This is a genomic window from Vicinamibacterales bacterium, assembly GCA_036504215.1.
GTDB lineage: Bacteria > Acidobacteriota > Vicinamibacteria > Vicinamibacterales > Fen-181 > FEN-299.
In genome coordinates, this window is record DASXVO010000039.1 from 57,956 (window position 1) to 76,184 (window position 18,229).

Here is an 18,229-nt window from a genome sequence, read left to right on the forward strand (position 1 = left end):
TCCTGGGTTGTACGCGAGTGGTGGGACCAGAGCGATTGCGATGGCTCAGGACTCAGCATGCCTGCCGCGGCGGCCGGCAGACAGCCAGACATTCTTCTACGAAGCGTTCACGGAGGCAAGTGCCGCGATGACCTGGCCGGGCACCCACCCGTTTCCGTCGCGAATCTGGACGAGCCGGCCGTGGCGGTCGATGATCACCGTCCGGAGGTTGTGCGTGATGTCGCTCGGGTCGGTCGCGTCGCGGATCACACTCAGGCCGAGCCGGGCAGCCCACGGATCGAAGCTTTGCCGCAGCCCCGCCGCATAGGTCCAGACGGTCGGGTCGGCGCCGCGCAGGGCGGCGTGGGCCTTCAGCACGGCAGGCGTGTCGAACTCGGGATCGAACGAGATCGACAGCAAATGGACTTTCCCTGGAATTCGACCCTCCTTGACGGCCTTCTGCACGGCGCTGAACCAGGCATCCATGCGCGGGCAGAAATCCGGAATCGGACACCGGGTGTAGATGAACGTCAGCAGGATCGCGGAGCCCCGCAGCGACGACAGCCGGAAGGCGCGGCCATCCTGGTCCAACAGCGTCTGGTCGGGCACCTCGTCGCCCGGTTTCAGCAACTCGACGGCAGGCAGCTCGACGGTCCGCCGCTCGGGCAGTGGCGCGTGGCCGGTCTTCTCTATCTGCTCCAACCACGCCTCATCGTCGGTCACGCAGAGCGTGGCCTTCACCTCGTCGCCCGGCGCAAGTACTTTGGTCGCAGCCGCTTCCTTGACCTTGAAGGGCATCGTCATCGCGGGCATGAAGCCCTTGATGTCGTGGTGGCTTATCGTAATCTCCGTTCCGTCTGGGCGGACCGCAAGTACTTGTCCCGCCAGAGGATAATGCCGAGCTGGCGGCCGGCGGCTGCAGCCAGGCAGGGCTGGCAGCAGTCCGAGGATGACGCTGAATGCCAGGAGCCACGTGACCGGACGGGACGGGTAGGTGCAGCGCATGTTCCATTTTCGCATGGCTTTATGGCTGGCTTGACACGGAAGTTCTGGTATACTCTCGCAGCCATAGTGGAAGCCGCTCGTTCGCCTGTGCGTCGCCACGTCGGCCGAGTGAGCTTTCCCGAGCGTGTGTCCCGAGCGCGCGGGCCCTCTCGTCGATGCTTATGATTTCGCGCGGACTACTTTCGCAGGAGTGACTCGAAGCATGGGTCGGAGACTGTACGTCGGCAACCTTCCGTACAAGACGACGGACGAAGATCTACGGGCACTGTTCAGCCAGGCTGGCGGAGTGGACAACGTTCAGGTAATGCGCGACAGCGTCACGGGAAGAGCGCGTGGCTTTGGCTTCGTCGAGATGGTAGCCGACGAAGACGCCCAGAAGGCGGTTGCGCAGTTTCACCAGCACGCCCTTGAAGGCCGCGCGCTGGTCGTGAACGAAGCTCGGCCGAAGACCCCCGGTGGTGGCGGCGGCGGACGCGCCTATGCCGGTGCCGGACGCTCGGATTACGGCGACAGCGGCGGCGACTACGGCCGCGGTCGCGAACCGCGCTGGTAAGAGGTCACATCCGGCGGCCGGAAGGTCCACTCTTTCGGCCGCCCCGGTCTCACTGTGTGCTCCCGCCCTCAACGCTGGTGGTTTGCTTTCTCGGCGGCCTCCTGAATTTCTCCTGACCGCATTCTCGCCGCAGTTTCCAGGACAGACGACGCCGATGCGTGCTGGCGTGCGAAGCGCACGACTTGGGCTTCGGCCCAGTACCCGTCGGCGGACCTGCCGTCGGCGCGGGCGGCGATGAAGCCACAGTGGCCGCCGTGGGGAGTGATGACGAGGGTGATCGCGGGATTCCCGGTGACGACCGGGGTCTGGAATGGTCCGACCGGGATGAACGGATCGTCGGCCGCCGTGAGGATCAGGGTCGGGACGCGGACCTTGTCGATCACGCGCAGCGAACTGGCCCGGTGGTAATAGTCGGCCGCATCCCGGTAGCCGCTCATCGGGGCCGTGTAGGCATCGTCGAACTGGCGGACCGTCCGGATGCCGCAAAGCGGTGCGGTGGAGTAGATCGCGGGGTAGAGCCGCGCCTTTCGACGCATCCGGCGCTTCAGGGACACCAGGAAATTCAGCTCGTAGAGCCGATTGGCCCGGCGCTCGAGGGCGTCGATGCACGCGGCCAGATCGAGCGTGGGCGACACCGCGGCAAACGCCTTCACCTCGGGTGGACCGTCCTCGCCGTGTTCTCCGGCGAGCTTGAGCGTGATGTTGCCGCCGAGCGAGTAGCCGGCGACGACAATGGCGGAGAGTCGATCGCGTGCGATCAGTTCGCGGATGACCGCGGCCGGGTCGGCGGTGAGCCCCGAGTTGTAGACGCCGACCGAGAGGTGATCCGTCCCGCCGCAGTTGCGCTGGTTGAGGCGGACCACGTTGAACCCGCCCGAGAACGCCTTCTCCGCCATGCCCCGCATGTAGTGCGCATCGGCTGATCCCTCGAGACCGTGCAGGAGCACGAGCGTCGGATGATCTGTCGGCGATGGCTGCCAGTGACACTTGGCGAGCACGCGCGCATCGGGCGCCACGTCGAACAGGCGCACATCCGCATCGGGGAGCCCGGGGAACCGCCGGGGGCGTCCCCACGTGAATATCGTCATCCGGTGCCCGCCAGCCAGCCACGGCGGCGGGACGTAGTCATCGAACGCCATCGCTTTCAGTGTACCGGATCTATTCTTCCCTCCTCATTCCGCGTTCCCCTGATCTACACTACGCGCGCCCCTCCACAAGGAGTTTCCATGCGCGCCAGTCGTGTGTTGCTGATGATGCTACTGATCATCGGGTTGAGCGGTGTGCTGTTTGCCGCGCCGCCGCAGAAGCCCGTGAAGGGCAAGGCGTCCGTCGTCGCGCCCGTCGATGCGCGGCTCGAGGTATTGAAACGCGACCTCGCGACGGAGATCGACGGGCTGAAGGATCTCACCCAGCAGATGGTCGATTCGATCTTCAGCTTCGGGGAAGTGGGCTTCCAGGAGTTCGAGACGAAGAAGTACTGCGCCGGCATCCTGAAGTCGAACGGGTTCGCGGTCGACGAGAACGTGGCAGGGATGCCGACCGGGTGGACCGCGCGGTGGGGGTCGGGCAAGCCGGTGATCGCGCTCGGCTCCGACGTGGACGGTCTGCTCGGGACGTCCCAGAAGCCTGGCATTCCGCGCCACGAACCGTTCATCGAGGGCGCGCCGGGCCACGGCGAGGGCCACAACACGGGCATCCCGTTGAGCATCACGGCGGCGCTCGCGCTGAAGAAGGTCATGGAGCGCGAGAAGATCCCGGGGACGATCGTGGTCTGGCCGGGCATCGCCGAGGAACTCGTCGGCGGCAAGGCGCAGTACGTGAAGGCCGGAGTGTTCAAGGACGTGGACATCTGCCTCTTCTCGCACATCTCGTCGAACTTCGGTGTGAGCTGGGGTGATTCGAGTGGCACGGGCCTCGTGTCGGTCGAGTACTCGTTCACCGGGCAGAGTGCGCACGCCGGCGGCGCGCCCTGGCAGGGGCGCAGCGCGCTCGATGCCGTCGAGTTGATGGATGTCGGCTGGAACTTCCGCCGCGAGCACCTGCGCTTGTCGCAGCGCTCGCACTACGTGATCACCGACGGCGGCGGCCAGCCCAACGTCGTGCCACCGACGGCGAGCGTGTGGTACTACTTCCGTGAGATCGACTACCCGCACATCAAGGACATGTGGAGCCTCGGCAACACGATGGCCGAAGGCGCGGCGATGATGACGGGCACCACGGTGACGTCGCGGCTGCTCGGGTCGGCGTGGCCGCAGCACATGAACAAGACGGTGGCCGAGACGATGTACGCGAACATCCAGAAGGTCGGGATGCCCCCTTGGAGCGAGGCGGACCAGGCGTTCGCGAAGATCGTGCAGCGGGCGATGAAGGTGAAGGACCAGGGGCTCCTGAAGGAAGTCGGGAAGCTCGAAGGCCCGGTCAAGCTCGAGGACAACCGCGGCGGCGGCTCCGATGACATCGGCGACGTGTCGTGGACCGTCCCGACGGTCACGCTCCGGTATCCGGGCAACATTCCAGGCATGACCGGCCACCACTGGTCGAGTGCGATCGCGGAGGCGACGCCCGTCGCCCACAAGGGCGTGACCACCGGTGCGAAGGTGGAGGCGATGACGGCGATGGATCTGCTGGTCAAGCCGGAGCTGGTCCAGCAGGCGTGGGAGTACTTCAAGAACGTCCAGAGCAAGGATGTGAAGTACCAGCCGTTCCCGGGCGAGAAGGACAAGCCGGCCACGTGGCTGAACGAGAAGCTGATGATGCAGCTTCGGCCCGAGATGCGGAAGTTCTACTACGAGCCGGGAAAGTACAAGACGTACCTCGAACAGCTGGGCATTGCGTACCCGCCGGCCGAGACGAAGCAGTGACGCAGGGGTGCCGGGGGTGCCAGCGGTGCTGAGGGTTCTCGAGGTGCAGTGCTGAAGGTGCTGGACCTTCAGCACCGCACCCTCAGCACCGCACCCTCAGCACCCCCCGCACCTTGGGCACCTGCAGCACCGCACCCTCAGCACCCCCAGCACCCTGGGCACCTGCAGCACCTTCCTCTATAATGTGACAACTCACTTTCACGTCCGGAGCGGATTGATCACATGGCCAAGAAGCAGACTGCATCTCACCGTCGCTACCGCGCTGACCTCTCGGAAACACCCGAGTGGATGAAGAAGAAGAAGTGCCCGAACCGGGAGCAGTACATGTCCGGCAAGCGGGTCCTGCCGAAGAACCTGACCGGCAAGGAAAGGCTCTCGGATCTCGTGGACGACGCCTTCCTGGCGTACAACTCGGGGCGGCTGCGCGAGGCGTGCCAGTTGTTCACGGCGAAGATGCTCGAGCCCGATGTCACCATCGGCATGAGCCTGTCGGGAGCGCTGACGCCCGCGGGCCTCGGCTGCTCGTCGATCGTGCCGCTCATCAAGGCCGGCTTCGTGGACTGGATCGTATCCACGGGTGCGATTCTCTACCACGACCTGCACTTTGCCCTGAACTACCCGATCCGGATGGGCAGCTTCAAGATGGACGACACGGACCTTCGCGACAACGACATCGTCCGCGTCTACGACGTCCTGATGGGCTACAGCGACTGCCTGATGGCGACCGACGAGACGCTGCGCAACATCCTGGTCCAGAAGGAATTCCAGAAGGAGATGGGCACGGCGGAACTGCACTACCTGCTCGGCAAGTACGCCGCGGCGTGGGAGCGCAAGGCCGGCCTGAAGGATGTCTCGGTGCTGGCCGCCGCGTACCGCGCCGGGGTTCCGTGCTACACCTCGTCGCCAGGCGACTCGACGATCGGCATGAACGTGGCCGGCGTGGAGCTTCGCGGCAACAAGCTGCGCATGAATCCGGCGATCGACGTGAACGAGACGACGGCCTTCGTGCTGGCCGCGAAGCGGTCGGGCGGAAAGAGCGCCGTGGTGCTGTGGGGTGGCGGCAGCCCGAAGAACTTCATGCTGCAGACCGAGCCGCAGATCCAGGAGGTGCTCCGCATCAAGGAATACGGCCAGGACTATTTCCTGCAGGTTACCGATGCCCGGCCCGACACCGGCGGGCTGAGCGGCGCGACACCGAGCGAGGCGGTGAGCTGGGGCAAGGTGGACCCGGATCGTCTGCCCGACGCGGTCGTGTGTTACACCGACACGACGATTGCAATGCCGATCCTGACGCACTACGCGCTCGCCACGCACAAGCGGCGCACGCTGCGGCGCCTGTACGACGCGCGGCCGGCGATGGTGAAGGCGCTCACGAAGGAGTACTTCAAGCACAACAAGGTGAAGATGCTCGACGGCTCGGAGCCGAAGTACTAGTCAGGAGCCAGGAGTCAGGAGTCCATGTCAAAGATCTCTCCCAAGCACCTCCAGTCCCTGGCTGCCGAGCACGGCACGCCGCTCGTGGTCGTGGACCACGACGCGATCCGGCAGAACTACGCCACCTTCAAGCGGCACCTGCCCCGCGTGCAGGCGTACTACGCGGTGAAGGCGAACCCGGCGCCCGAGATCGTGCAGACGCTCTACAAGTCCGGCGCGAGCTTCGACGTGGCGTCGTTCCCGGAATTCATGCTCGTCTACGAGCTGATCCGGCGGCGCCCGGCCAAGGAGCGACAGGACTTCGTGTGGGACAAGATCGTCTACGCGAACCCGGTGAAGGCCAAGGAGACGCTCGAGGAACTCAACAAGTACAAGCCGCTGGTGACGTTCGACAACAGGGCGGAGATCGGCAAACTGCAGGAACACGCGCCGAACTCCGGCCTGCTGGTCCGCATCCGCGTGCCCAACACCGGGTCGATGGTCGAGCTGTCATCCAAGTTCGGTTGCGAACCAGGCGAGGCCGTGGCGCTCATCGAGGAAGCGCGCGAGGCAGGTCTGGTCGTCGAGGGACTGAGCTTCCACGTCGGCAGCCAGTGCACGAACTTCGAGAACTTCGTCCAGGCGCTGAACATGTCGGCCGCCGTGATGGAGGAGGCGAAGTCGCGCGGATTCGACCTGAACATCCTCGACATCGGCGGTGGCTTCCCCGTGCGCTACAACCGGCACGTCGCGCCGTTCAGCAGCCTCGCGAAGAGGATCAACGCCGAGATCGACCGGTTGTTCCCGAAGACGATGGAGATCATCGCCGAGCCGGGCCGCTTCTTCGTCGCGACGGCCGTGACGTCGATTGCCACGGTCATCGGCAAAGCCGTGCGTGACGGGAGGGCCTGCTACTACATCGACGACAGCGTGTACCACACGTTCTCGGGCATCATCTTCGACCACTGCCCGTACCACTTCAAGTCACTCCGGAAGGGTCCGACGGAGGTGTGCGCGGTGTTCGGTCAGACGTGCGATGGCCTCGACACGATTTCGCAGTCGGAGGCGCTACCCGAACTGCAGCTCGACGACCTGGTGTATTCGGAGGACATCGGCGCCTACAGCAACGCCTCCGCGACGTGGTTCAACGGCTTCGCTCCTGCGAAAGTCGTGCACGTCAACCAGTAGCGGGCCGCGAACCTGCGCGGTCCCAACCCTCGAGACCGGTGGTGACGCCCTCGGCGGCGTGATGATGCACCACGCGGCACTTGACAGCTGGTGCGGTCACACCTCAGATTACGTGCTACATGACCCAGCCTGCTCCAGCCGATCTCCCGGTCAAACCGGCGGAGTCCGACCCGCGCCGGCGTACGCTGGCCGAGCAGGAACTGATCAACAGCCTCGGCTGGCTGGTGGCGATGCGGTGGCTGGCTGGGCTGGGCGTGCTCGTGGCGACGGCGGTTGCCGAGTACGTTTTCCAACTCGACATTCCGGGCCTCGCCCTGTTCCGCACCGGGCTGTTCATCCTGGCCTACAACGCGGCGCTCCGCTGGTGGCTCGAGTACCTCGGGCGCCGACTGCCGGACTCGACGCGCGCCTACGAGGTGTTCGCGCGAACCCAGATCGTGCTCGACTGGCTGGCGATGACCATCCTGACGGCGCTATCCGGCGGCATCGAGAGCCCCGTGATCGTGTTCTTCCTGTTCCACATCACGATCGCTGCGCTGTTGCTGCCCCATGCCCGCCTCCTCTTCTACCTCACGATGGCGCCCGCCCTGGTGGCGCTCCTCGCACTGCTCGAATACACGGGCGTCGTGTCACACGTGGCGGTGTTCGTCCCGCCGCGGCATCGCAACCTGGTCTACGTCTTCAGCGCCCTCTTCTTCTTCACCGTGGCCTGCTACGTGCTGGCCTACCTGTCGATGTCGATCGCGGTCCGGCTGCGGCGGCGCGAGCGGGAAGTGAGCGGGCTCTACGAGAGCGTCCGCGACACGACGGCCACGCTCGACCTGCAGACGGTACTGAGCCGCCTGGTGGAGTCGGCCACCCGCGTACTGGCGTGCAAGGGTGCCGCCATCCGGTTGATCGACCGCGAACGCGGACAGGTGGCGTTCGTGGCGACGTACGGGTTGAGCGACGAGTACCTGGAGAAGGTGCCGCAGGACTTCCGCCGCGCGCGGCTCGACCAGGCGACGCTGGCCGGCGAGCCGCTGTTCGTGAACGACGCTGCCGAGGACCCGCGCATCTGGCAGCCAGATCGGGTGCGCAAGGAAGGGATCGAGTCGATGCTCAGCGTGCCGCTCGCCGGGAAGAGCGGACCACTCGGCGTCCTCCGCGCGTACGGCGGCGAAGGGCATCGGTTCAGCGAGGACGACGCGGCCTTCCTCGAACTCGTCGCGGGCCACGGTGCAGTGGCCATCGAGAATGCACAGGCGTACCGGATGCTCGAGGAGCTGGACCGTGAGAAATCGCGGTTCGTCCGGACGGCGACCCACGAGTTACGGTCACCGGTGAACGTGATGGAGAGCCTGCTCACCGCGCTGGCCGACGGCTACGCGGGAGCACTGGCGCCCGAGCACGCCGACGTGATCCGACGGGCGCTTCGACGCGTGCAGGCGCTGCAACTCCTGGTGAACGATCTGCTCGATCTCGCTGCCGGCAAGGCGCACGTCAAGCACGCGGAGCGGCGGCTGGTCCGCCTGGCGCCGACGATTGCCGAGGTGTGTGAGCGGTTTCAGGCCCAGGCGGCCGCAAAGGGCGTCGGCCTGGTGGCGGACCTGGCAGCCGAGCCGCTCGAGCTGTGGGCCGACACGGTTGATCTGGACCGCCTCGCGACGAACCTGGTGGGCAATGCCGTCAAGTACACGCCGCGCGGCGAAGTGCGGATCACGCTCGCACGCGACGGCGAGTCGGCGAAATTGGTCGTCGCAGACACGGGAATCGGCATTCCAACCGACGGCCTGGCGAGGTTGTTCGAGGAGTTCTACCGGGCGAAGAACGCCAAGGCGCTCGAAGAAGCCGGGACGGGCCTCGGCCTGGCGATTGTGAAGGACCTGGTGGGCCGCTACGCGGGCCGGATCGACGTGGAGAGCACGGAGGGCCACGGCACGACGTTCACCGTCACCCTCCCGCTCGCCCCCGCGGGGTCCCTGCAGCTGGCCCGCCTGTAGCGACCTCACGACGCGTGCGGCTTCCAGTCGGTCTTGCCGTCGGGGATGCGCTCGAGGATCCGCCTCGTCCCGCCCGTCTCGTGGTCGAACTCCGGCATGGGCGCGTCAGTGATGGCCATCGGGTTGGTCTCGTTGGTATGAAGGGGTTGTGTGAGCAGGCGAGTCGAAGGGTTGCGTTCCGACGAACCACCGGATAGAATGCCGAACTGTGAAAAGTGGCACAGATGCTTGTGCCATCCTTCACAAACCCGCCAGCGGCCTCCACGTCGGCGCAGCAATAGCCGACTGTCTGCGGTCTGACTTCCTGCGGCCGGGCATGCGTCCCGGCTTGCCGACTCCGGGCCTTCCGCAGCGGCCGATAACGATCTGAGAGAGGGAGCACGTCATGGCCAAGATCCTCATCGTGGACGATGACCCCGACATTACCTTCGCTACCGGGTTGTTCCTGAAGAGGGAACAGCACGAAGTGCTGACGGCGTCGAGCCGTGAGGAAGGCATGGCGGCGATCGAGAGCGGCAACCCCGACCTCATCATTCTCGACGTGATGATGGAGCAGCCCGATGACGGGATCGCCATGGCGCAGGAACTGCGCCGCCAGGGGTGCGAGACGCCGATTCTGATGTTGACGAGCGTCGGCAAGGTGACGGGATTCACCTACGACGAAGACCAGGAACTGGTTCCGGTGGACGCGTTCTTCGAGAAACCGATCCAGCCGGAAGCGCTGCTGAAGAAGGTCAACGAGTTGCTCGCGAAGAACAAGGAATAGGGAGACGACCATGCTAGTAGGGCAGCAGCAACGAGTGCAGGATGAAATCCGGGCTCTCGTCGAGCGCCATGGGCGGGCGCGGAACGCTCTGATCCCCGTCCTTCAGGAGCTCCAGCGCAACCACGCGACGATCTCCGATTTCGCCATGCAGGTGATCGCCGACGAGCTCGGAATCCACCCGGCGGAGGTCTACGGCGTGACGTCGTTCTACGCGTTCCTCCGCCAGGAGTCCCGGGGGCGGTTCGTGTTCCGGCTGTGCCAGACGGTCTCGTGCGACCTGGCGGGCAAGTCGCGCGTGGCCTGCCAGTTGGAGAACGACCTCGGGATCGGGTTCGGCGAGACGACGGCTGACGGGCGGTTCAGCCTCGAGTGGGCGAGTTGCCTGGGCATGTGCGACCAGGGCCCGGCGCTGCTCGTGAACGACCGGATATTCACGCGCGTCACGCCGGAGCGCGTGCACGAAATCATCGACGAGTGCAAGCGGACGTTCGGCGCCCACGCGCGCCAGGCCGCTCACGCCTAGATTCACATCCCTTCGAAGGGCAGGTAGCGATGAACCCCGTGAGCAGCAAGAAGACGCCGTTCACCTTCGACAGTATCGAGCCGGAATCCGGCCTGAAGTCGGCGCTCGGGAAGAGCCGTGCCGACATCATCGCCGAGATCAGCGCCTCGGGCCTCCGCGGCCGGGGCGGCGCCGGTTTCCCGACCGGGACCAAGTGGAACCTGGCGGCGGCGGCCAAGGTCAAGGCGGGCGGCAACAAATACGTCGTGTGCAACGCGGACGAGGGCGAGCCGGGTACGTTCAAGGATCGGGTGATCCTCCTCGAGCACGCCGACCTCGTGTTCGAGGGCATGACGATCGGCGCGCTGGCCGTCGGCGCGAAGCTCGGCATCCTCTACCTCCGCGGCGAGTACGTCTACATGCGGCCGCATCTCGACGCGGTGCTCCAGCGTCGGCGCCATCAGAAGCTCCTCGGCACGGCGATTGCGGGCCGCGAGGGTTTCGACTTCGATATCCAGATTCACATGGGCGCCGGCGCCTACGTGTGCGGCGAGGAGACGGCGCTCATCGAGTCGCTCGAGGGATGTCGCGGCGAGCCCCGCAACCGGCCGCCGTTCCCGGTGGACACCGGGTTTGACGGCCAGCCGACGATCGTCAACAACGTCGAGACGCTTGCCTGGGCGGCGTGCATCCTCAGCCGCAGCGCCCACTGGTTCAAGTCGATCGGCACCGACAAGTCGGCGGGGTACAAGCTGTTCAGCGTGTCGGGCGACTGCCGCGAGCCGGGCGTCTACGAATTCCCGCTCGGGATCAGCGTGGCGGAACTCCTCCAGAAGGTGGGAGGCGAGGGCGCCAAGGCGGTCCAGGTCGGCGGTGCGTCGGGCCACTGCATCCCGGCCTCCGAGTTCTCGCGGCGCATCGCGTTCGAGGACATCTCGACCGGCGGCTCGATCATCGTGTTCGGGCCCGGACGCGACATGCTGGAGGTGGCGAAGAACTTCATGGAGTTCTTCGTCGAGGAATCGTGCGGCCAGTGCACACCGTGCCGCGTCGGCAACGCGAAACTCCTCGAGGGCGTCGGGTTGCTGGAGCGCGGCGAGTGCTCGATGCAGTACGTCCAGGAGCTGCTGGGGCTGAGCGAAACGATGCAGCTGGCGTCGAAATGCGGCCTCGGGCAGTCGAGCCCGAACGCCTTCGTGTCGATCGTGAAGCATTTCAAGGACGAGATCATGGGCCGCACGCTGGTCCACTGAGCCGGAGAACGAACCATGAGCGCTGACAAGAACCAGTGTTTCGACACGTCGCGGGCGCCTGTGAGCCAGCGGGGCAAGCAGGTGACGACGAGCGGCGATTCGACCGGCTACATCGGTGGACTGGTCTCGATCACCATCGACGGCAGGGATCACAAGGTGCCGCTCGGCACCACGGTGCTCGAAGCCGCCAAGCAGCTCGGCATCCGCATTCCGACGCTCTGCCATCATCCCGATCTGTGCGTCGCCGGCGTCTGCCGCGTCTGTGTCGTCGAAGTGGAGAACCAGCGGACGCTCCAGGCGGCGTGCGCGTACCCGGTGACCGCGCCGCTCAAGGTGAAGACGCACACCCCGAAGGTGCGGCAGGCCCGGCGTCACATCATCGACCTGCTGCTGTCCCAGCACTACGGCGAGTGCTACAGCTGCAAGCGAAACAACAACTGCGAGCTGCAGTCGCTGTCGAAGGAATACGGCGTCGACTTCTACCGATTCGGACACCCGACCGAGTCGCGGTTCCCGATCGACCGATCGAGTTACTCGGTCATCCGTGACATGGACAAGTGCGTCCTGTGCCGCCGCTGTGTCCGCACCTGCATCGACGTGCAGGAGGTCGGCGTGCTCGAGACGGTCGGCCGCAGCGACCAGACAAGGGTCGCCACCTACCTGGACAAGCCGCTCGGCGAGGTGGTGTGCATCAACTGCGGGCAGTGCATCAACCGCTGCCCGACCGGCGCGCTGCACGCCAACGACACGTCCGACGAGGTCTGGCGCGCGATCGACGACCCGACCAAGCACGTCGTCATCCAGACGGCGCCGAGCCCGCGGGCCGGCATCGGCGAGTGCTTCGGCCTCGAGCCGGGTATTCCGATGACCTACCAGTTGAACACCGCGCTGAAGCTGTGCGGCTTCGACAAGGTGTTCGACACGAACTTCACCGCCGACCTGACGATCATCGAAGAGGGCACCGAGCTGCTGCTCCGCCTGCACAAGGCCCTCGTGAAGAAGGAAGCGGTCGCGTTCCCGCAGTTCTCGAGCTGCTCACCGGGCTGGGTGAAGTACCTCGAGCACTTCTATCCGGAGTACATCCCGAACCTCTCGACGGCGAAGAGTCCGCAGCAGATGTTCGGCGCCGTCATCAAGACGTACTACGCCAAGCTCAACAACCTCGACCCGAAGGACATCGTGACCGTCGCGTTGATGCCCTGCTCGGCCAAGAAGTTCGAGTGCAATCGGCCGGAGATGGACTCGAGCGGCTTCAAGGACGTGGACTACGGCCTCACGACGCGCGAGATGGCGCAGATGATCAAGGAAGCCGGGATCCATCTGCCCGACATGTCGAAGGGCGAGTTCGACGATCCGTTTGGCACGGCGACCGGGTCCGGCGTGATCTTCGGCGCCACGGGGGGCGTCATGGAGGCGGCGCTGCGGACGGTGATCGAGCTGGTGACGGGCAAGAAGGTCGAAAGCCTGTTCGACCACGCAGACATCATTCCGCTGCGGGGCTTCGACGGCGTGAAATACGTCGAGTTGCCGATTCCGGAGGTCAGCCCCGACGTTATCCCGCTCCTCAAGCACCTCATCCCCAACTGGGACTTCCTGAAGGGGGCCACGCTGAAGGTAGCGGTGGCGCACGGCACGGCGAACGCAAAAAGGGTGATGGAGAACATCAAGGCCGGCGGCCAGTTCTCGCAGTGTCATTTCATCGAGTTCATGGGCTGCCCGGGCGGCTGCATCGGCGGCGGGGGCCAGCCGATCCCGACTTCGCCCGAGATTCGCAAGGCGCGGGCGCGGGCGATCTACGAAGAAGACACGGCATGCGAGGTCCGCAAGTCGCACGAGAACCCGGCCGTGCTCAAGATCTACGCGGAGTTCCTGACCGAGGGGCCGTGCGGCCACCTGTCGCACGACCTCCTGCACACGCACTACACGCCGCGGGGGAAATTCATCGGGTAGGCGCCGAGGCAGACAGGCGGCCAGGCGGGCTCGCCACGCCGAAGCGGCATCGAGCAAGACAGCCGCGAAGGCGGGCTCGCGGAAGACCACGACTCGATACGGGGCGGCTCACGAGGGCCGCCCCGTGTGCTGTACGCCGCTCATCGGCCGCCGCGGCCCCGGCCCGCGTGCCGGCTGTCAACCTACGTCAAATCCATCTCCAGCTTCGTCACCGACGCGGCGGGGAACGTGTGCGTCAGACGCCCGCCCGGCGTGGCGGCCAGCGTCTTCTCGACCGGGCGGATCGCATCGGGTCGATCGAACGTGTTCACCGTCTGGATCGACCCGGCGACGAGCGTCGTCACCCGCACGCCCCCCGGCTTCGCGTCCCGTACCGTGATCGCCGCCTCGCGGGCCTGCTGCGGATCCGGATTCGTTACCGTCAACACCAGGCGCCGGTCGTGCAGCGATGCCGAGCCGGCGAGGCCAGGCAGGGCCACGGAGCGTCCGTTCTCGGCGTAGCTGGCCGGGGGCGCCGTGAAGACCGACCGGACGGCGCGGCCGCCCTGGTGCGCCTGATGCATCGCGAACACGTGGTAGGTCGGCGTCACGAGGAACTGGTCCTCGTGGGCCAGGAAGAGCGCGTGCAGCGTATTCACGAGCTGCGCGACGTTGGCCATCATCACCTTGTCGACGTGCCGGTTGAACGTGTCGAGCGTCAGTCCCGCCAGTACCGCATCCCGCATCGTGGACTGCTGGCCGAAGAGGTGCGTCGGATCGACCTGGCTGCCCGGCTTGTACCACGCGCCCCACTCGTCCACGACGAGCTTCACGCGGTGCTGTGGGTCCGCCTCGCCCATCGCCGCCCAGTGGTCGGCGATGAGCGTCTCCATTCGGTTGGCTTCGTTCAGCAGCTCGAACCACTCGGAGACGGGGTAGCCGACGGCCGCACCCTTGCCCTTGGACCAGTCCTGCGTTCGTCCTCCGCTGACGTTCCACGAGTAGTGGTGCAGGGCCCAGCCGGCGACTGATCCGAGGCTTCGCCGCTCGCGCATGGCAGCGAAGAACCGCCTGGTCCACTCGAGGTCGCCGCCGTTTGGACCGGACGCGATGAACGTCAGGTTCTGACCGAAGCGCGGCACCCACTCGATGAAGCGGCGATACTCGGCAGCGTACTCTTCGGGCCGGAAGTTGCCGCCACAGCCCCAGGACTCGTTGCCGACGCCCCAGTTGCGAACGCCGAGCGGGTCGCGATCCCCGGTGGCCGCCCGCGACGCGGCCAGCGTCGTCGCGCCGGCCGGCGCATTGCAGTAGTCGATCCACTCGTAGAAGTCCTTCGGGGACAGGCTGCGCACGTTCGCCGCGAAATACGGCTGGGCGCCAACGAGGCGGCAGAACCGCACGAACTCGTTCGTCCCGAACTCGTTCGTTTCGTACTTCCACGGACCGTCCGGGCAGCCAGGCGGCCACGCCGAGTCGTCTGCCCAGAAGCTCCCGCGGCGCGGCCGTTGCGATCGCGGGCCGATGCCGTCCCGCCAGTTGTAGCTGTCCGCGAAGCAGCCGCCGGGCCACCGAATGACGCCAGGCCTGACGGCGCGGAGCGCCTCGACGAGCGCCTTCCTCAAGCCGCCGATATTCGGCACCTTCGACTGCTCACCGACCCAGATCCCGTCGTAGACCACGGCGCCCAGGTGCTCGACGAAATGACCGTAGATGTCCGGACGGATGACGCCGATCGCCTCGCCAGGCAGGATCTCGATGCCCGCTTCGGACGATCCACCCTGGCTGGCGGCGACACCAGCGGCCGCCGACAGGCGGTCGGTCGCGGGCCCTGCGCACCAGGCGAGGCTGCCCATCGCCGCGGTCTTCAGGAAACTGCGTCGCTGCATCTCGACCTCCAGTACATCACTCATCCCGGGCAACCCTCATTGGTGCGAGGGCATCTGCTGCCTCCAGGATGGCCGACATCATAGCCCGAACCGAGAGACGTCGAGGGCGAAAGTGGAGGGTCCGCTTCGTGACGCGAGGTGGAGGACGCACAAAGCGGGAGCTGCGTCCGGCTCGGTCTTTTCTGATATGTTCATCATCGAGGAGGACAGATGGACCCGCGATATCCGATTGGCAAGTTCGACCCGCGCGATACGACACCGCTTCCCGACATCGTCGCGATGCTGGCCACGTTTCCGACCGAACTGCGGAAGGCGGTCGCCGGGTTGACGATGAAGCAGTTGACGACGCCGTATCGCGACGGGGGATGGACGGCACGTCAGGTGGTGCATCATGTCGCGGACAGCCACCTGAACTGCTACGCTCGGTTCCGCCTCGCGCTCACAGAGGACCGGCCGACGATCAAGCCGTACGACGAGAAGAAGTGGGCCGAGCTGCCCGACGCGAAAGGCGGCCCCATCGACATGTCGGTGGACCTGGTGACGGGGATCCACGAGCGATGGGCGGCGCTGATGCGGGCGATGTCGCCGGAGGACTTCGCGCGTGTCTTCGTGCACCCCGACCGCGGTGAGATGTCGCTCGAACGGACCGCCCGCCTCTATGCATGGCACTGCCGTCACCACCTCGCCCACATTGCGCTGTCGGCGGAGTTGGGACGACCGTAGGGTGCGATCGGTGGACCCGCCCGCGCTCGCGATCCAGGTCGCGGAGGGCCGGGATCGAAGGGATGTGATAAGCTCCGTCTCGTCGCGCCTCGCCGGTACGACCCGGACGTCGTGCTCCTCCCGTGCCCCCCACTGGACTCCGAACGAGATGATGCGGTTCTGGCGTTCCTTCGTCCCAGGCGTGCTCGGGTACGTCGCCGCCAGCCTGGCCTTCACGTGGCCGTTGCCGCTGTATCTGAGATCCCGGTTGCCCGGAGCCACGGATGGGGATATTGGTCTCTACGTGTGGAACCTCTGGGTCTTTCGGCACGAACTCGCGCGGGGCCATTCGCCGCTCGTGACGTCGGCCGTGTTCTCGCTCGAGTCGCCCACCGACCTCAGCCTCCACAACTACACGATATTCGCGGATCTGCTCGCCGCTCCGATCCTGCCGATCCTCGGGGTGGTGGCCACCTTCAACGTTCTGTACCTCGCCCTCCTCGTCCTCAACGCGACGATGATGTTCCTGCTGGCGCGGCGGGTCACCGGTTCGACCGCGTGTGCCTGGCTGGCGGGGCTGTTGTTCGGCTTCTCGCCGACACTCGTCGCAAGGTCGACCGCTCACGCCAGTCTCGTGGCGGCCGCGCCGCTGCCCCTGTTCGTCCTGTGTCTGCTGAACATGGAGTCCACCGGGCGCCGCCGGTGGGCCGTGGCCGGAGGAGCGACGCTGGCCTGGGCCACGATCTGCGATCCGTACTACGGCGTCTACTGCCTGGTGATCGCGGGTTTCCATCTGACCGTGCGGATGCTGGCGGTGCACGTCGGAGACTGGCAGCGGCCGCGGGGAGGGTTCGGTCGGGCGCTCGAGGTGGTGATGGGCGTGCTGGCCCTGTTGTTGGCGAGCATTCTGCTGACGGGTGGATTCGTCGTGACTGTCGGGGCCGTGCGGATCGGCCTCGAGACGACCTACACGCCGGTCCTCGCGCTCACGTGTGCCTGCCTGGCCTGGATGTGGATGGCGGTGCGCCCACGCTTCGCTTGGCGGGAGTCGTTGCACTGGATGCCGCTCGTTCGACTGGCGCCCTACGGCCTCGTGACGGCGATCGGCCTCCTGGCCCCGCTGCTCCACGCGCTGCTTCTGCGCGTGCTGGACGGCCGGTACGTCACGCCGACGGTGTTTTGGCGCTCCAGTACCCCTGGGGTGGACGTCCTGTCGTTCTTCGCGCCCAACCCGAACAACGCCTGGCTCGGCCCGATGACGGCCGATTGGCTGAGCAGGCAGCAGGGCGGAATGGTCGAGAACACCGCGTCGGTCACCATCGTGGCGCTTCTGACGATGGCGCTGGCCGTGCGCTTCGCGGGGTTTCGTCCGCCCGCCCGTTGGTGCGGCTTGGCGCTACTGGCCATCAGCCTGACGCTCGGCCCGTTCGTGACGGTCGCGGGCTTCAACACGTCGATTCCCACGCCCTGGGCGCTGTTGCGGTATGTGCCCCTGATTGGCGGCGCGAGGGTGCCGGCGCGATTCGCCGTTCTGGTCGTGCTGGCGGTCGCGGTAATCTTCGGCCTGGCGCTCCATGCGTTGCTCGAGCGCTATCCGCGCCGGCGCCTGCAGATCGTCGCCGCCATCGGCACGTTGCTGGTGATCGAACTCTGTCCCGCGCCGCGGCCCCTGGCGTCGGCCGAGATCCCGTCGATTTACGACACGATTGCCCGCGGCCCGCGCCCGATGCGTGTCCTCGAACTGCCCTTCGGCGTCCGCGACGGGTTGGGGTCGGTCGGCAGCTTCAGCACGTCCTCGCAGTTCTTTCAGACGCACCACGGCAAGGCGATCATCGGTGGATACCTGTCGCGCGTCTCGACCAAGCGTGTCGGCGAGATCCGACGGCGACCGGTGCTGAATGCGCTCATCGCTCTGAGCGAAGGGCGGGTGCTCGAGCCAGATGCCGCCGCACGGCTCGAGCCGATCGGCCGGCGGTTCATCCGGCGCGCACGGATCGGGTACGTGATCGTGAACCGCGAGCGAGCAAGTCCGGCGCTCATCGACTTCGCGGTTCGCGTGCTGAACCTCCAGAAGGTGGGTCAGGCGGCCAACCGGGATCTCTATCGCACGCCGCTCGACACGCTCGCGGAGGGTGCGGCGGGGGGGGGGGCGGACCTGCTTCGCGAGTAGGACCGCCCCTGTGGTCACGCCTGTTCGGTCTCTTTAC

The 18,229-nt window shown here is 66.3% G+C and carries 14 protein-coding genes; 11 read left to right on the plus strand and 3 right to left on the minus strand.

Going from position 1 to position 18,229, the window contains the following annotated elements:
• Positions 1–96: 96 nt before the first annotated feature.
• Positions 97–999, minus strand: coding sequence for an SCO family protein (locus tag VGK32_11530; protein HEY3382392.1), 903 nt, complete (start codon positions 997–999; stop codon positions 97–99).
• Between the two features lie 187 nt (positions 1,000–1,186).
• Here VGK32_11530 and VGK32_11535 point away from each other — a divergent pair, with 187 nt between their 5' ends.
• Entirely contained in the window at positions 1,187–1,537 is a 351-nt protein-coding gene (locus VGK32_11535) for a hypothetical protein (GenBank protein ID HEY3382393.1), read from the plus strand.
• 68 nt (positions 1,538–1,605) lie between these two features.
• On the opposite strand, the gene VGK32_11540 is transcribed toward VGK32_11535, so the two are convergent.
• Entirely contained in the window at positions 1,606–2,676 is a 1,071-nt protein-coding gene (locus tag VGK32_11540) for an alpha/beta fold hydrolase (protein ID HEY3382394.1), read from the minus strand.
• 87 nt (positions 2,677–2,763) lie between these two features.
• Here VGK32_11540 and VGK32_11545 point away from each other — a divergent pair, with 87 nt between their 5' ends.
• The 8 genes from VGK32_11545 to VGK32_11580 all read left to right on the plus strand — a co-directional run bounded on the left by VGK32_11545 (position 2,764) and on the right by VGK32_11580 (position 13,452).
• Complete coding sequence (locus VGK32_11545) at positions 2,764–4,398, plus strand: amidohydrolase (protein HEY3382395.1); 1,635 nt, start codon at positions 2,764–2,766, stop codon at positions 4,396–4,398.
• A gap of 222 nt (positions 4,399–4,620) precedes the next feature.
• Complete coding sequence (speY, locus tag VGK32_11550; protein HEY3382396.1) at positions 4,621–5,832, plus strand: deoxyhypusine synthase; 1,212 nt, start codon at positions 4,621–4,623, stop codon at positions 5,830–5,832.
• A 24-nt stretch (positions 5,833–5,856) separates the two neighbouring features.
• Complete coding sequence (locus VGK32_11555) at positions 5,857–6,999, plus strand: type III PLP-dependent enzyme (protein ID HEY3382397.1); 1,143 nt, start codon at positions 5,857–5,859, stop codon at positions 6,997–6,999.
• Positions 7,000–7,118: 119 nt separating this feature from the next.
• The gene (locus VGK32_11560; GenBank protein HEY3382398.1) at positions 7,119–8,981 is read left to right on the plus strand and encodes a GAF domain-containing sensor histidine kinase; all 1,863 of its coding nucleotides are present in this window, start codon (positions 7,119–7,121) and stop codon (positions 8,979–8,981) included.
• 385 nt (positions 8,982–9,366) lie between these two features.
• The gene (locus VGK32_11565) at positions 9,367–9,747 is read left to right on the plus strand and encodes a response regulator (GenBank protein ID HEY3382399.1); all 381 of its coding nucleotides are present in this window, start codon (positions 9,367–9,369) and stop codon (positions 9,745–9,747) included.
• 91 nt (positions 9,748–9,838) lie between these two features.
• Positions 9,839–10,270 carry an NAD(P)H-dependent oxidoreductase subunit E gene (locus VGK32_11570; GenBank protein ID HEY3382400.1) on the plus strand — a complete coding sequence of 144 codons (432 nt, stop codon included), beginning with the start codon at positions 9,839–9,841 and terminating at the stop codon, positions 10,268–10,270.
• A gap of 29 nt (positions 10,271–10,299) precedes the next feature.
• Positions 10,300–11,502: an NADH-ubiquinone oxidoreductase-F iron-sulfur binding region domain-containing protein gene (locus VGK32_11575; protein ID HEY3382401.1), complete on the plus strand. Its 1,203-nt coding sequence runs from the start codon at positions 10,300–10,302 to the stop codon at positions 11,500–11,502.
• Positions 11,503–11,517: 15 nt separating this feature from the next.
• Positions 11,518–13,452 (plus strand): NADH-dependent [FeFe] hydrogenase, group A6, encoded by a 1,935-nt coding sequence (locus VGK32_11580; protein HEY3382402.1) that lies wholly within the window; start codon positions 11,518–11,520, stop codon positions 13,450–13,452.
• Between the two features lie 182 nt (positions 13,453–13,634).
• Here the strand turns inward: VGK32_11580 and VGK32_11585 are convergent, their stop codons facing one another.
• On the minus strand, positions 13,635–15,320 hold the full coding sequence (locus VGK32_11585) for an alpha-L-arabinofuranosidase C-terminal domain-containing protein (protein HEY3382403.1): 1,686 nt from the start codon (positions 15,318–15,320) through the stop codon (positions 13,635–13,637).
• Positions 15,321–15,530: 210 nt separating this feature from the next.
• Between VGK32_11585 and VGK32_11590 the strand changes: the two genes are divergently transcribed.
• Both VGK32_11590 and VGK32_11595 read left to right on the plus strand, forming a co-directional pair.
• Positions 15,531–16,043 (plus strand): putative metal-dependent hydrolase, encoded by a 513-nt coding sequence (locus tag VGK32_11590; GenBank protein ID HEY3382404.1) that lies wholly within the window; start codon positions 15,531–15,533, stop codon positions 16,041–16,043.
• Between the two features lie 148 nt (positions 16,044–16,191).
• Positions 16,192–18,192 (plus strand): hypothetical protein, encoded by a 2,001-nt coding sequence (locus VGK32_11595; GenBank protein ID HEY3382405.1) that lies wholly within the window; start codon positions 16,192–16,194, stop codon positions 18,190–18,192.
• Positions 18,193–18,229: the final 37 nt, after the last annotated feature.

What these genes read in the sequence shown, in the direction of transcription:
- VGK32_11530 (HEY3382392.1), bottom strand. Translation starts at nt 999, where the DNA reads ATGCGAAAATGGAACATGCGCTGCACCTACCCGTCCCGTCCGGTCACG.
- VGK32_11535 (HEY3382393.1), top strand. Translation starts at nt 1,187, where the DNA reads ATGGGTCGGAGACTGTACGTCGGCAACCTTCCGTACAAGACGACGGAC.
- VGK32_11540 (HEY3382394.1), bottom strand. Translation starts at nt 2,676, where the DNA reads ATGGCGTTCGATGACTACGTCCCGCCGCCGTGGCTGGCTGGCGGGCAC.
- VGK32_11545 (HEY3382395.1), top strand. Translation starts at nt 2,764, where the DNA reads ATGCGCGCCAGTCGTGTGTTGCTGATGATGCTACTGATCATCGGGTTG.
- speY (HEY3382396.1), top strand. Translation starts at nt 4,621, where the DNA reads ATGGCCAAGAAGCAGACTGCATCTCACCGTCGCTACCGCGCTGACCTC.
- VGK32_11555 (HEY3382397.1), top strand. Translation starts at nt 5,857, where the DNA reads ATGTCAAAGATCTCTCCCAAGCACCTCCAGTCCCTGGCTGCCGAGCAC.
- VGK32_11560 (HEY3382398.1), top strand. Translation starts at nt 7,119, where the DNA reads ATGACCCAGCCTGCTCCAGCCGATCTCCCGGTCAAACCGGCGGAGTCC.
- VGK32_11565 (HEY3382399.1), top strand. Translation starts at nt 9,367, where the DNA reads ATGGCCAAGATCCTCATCGTGGACGATGACCCCGACATTACCTTCGCT.
- VGK32_11575 (HEY3382401.1), top strand. Translation starts at nt 10,300, where the DNA reads ATGAACCCCGTGAGCAGCAAGAAGACGCCGTTCACCTTCGACAGTATC.
- VGK32_11580 (HEY3382402.1), top strand. Translation starts at nt 11,518, where the DNA reads ATGAGCGCTGACAAGAACCAGTGTTTCGACACGTCGCGGGCGCCTGTG.
- VGK32_11585 (HEY3382403.1), bottom strand. Translation starts at nt 15,320, where the DNA reads ATGCAGCGACGCAGTTTCCTGAAGACCGCGGCGATGGGCAGCCTCGCC.
- VGK32_11590 (HEY3382404.1), top strand. Translation starts at nt 15,531, where the DNA reads ATGGACCCGCGATATCCGATTGGCAAGTTCGACCCGCGCGATACGACA.
- VGK32_11595 (HEY3382405.1), top strand. Translation starts at nt 16,192, where the DNA reads ATGATGCGGTTCTGGCGTTCCTTCGTCCCAGGCGTGCTCGGGTACGTC.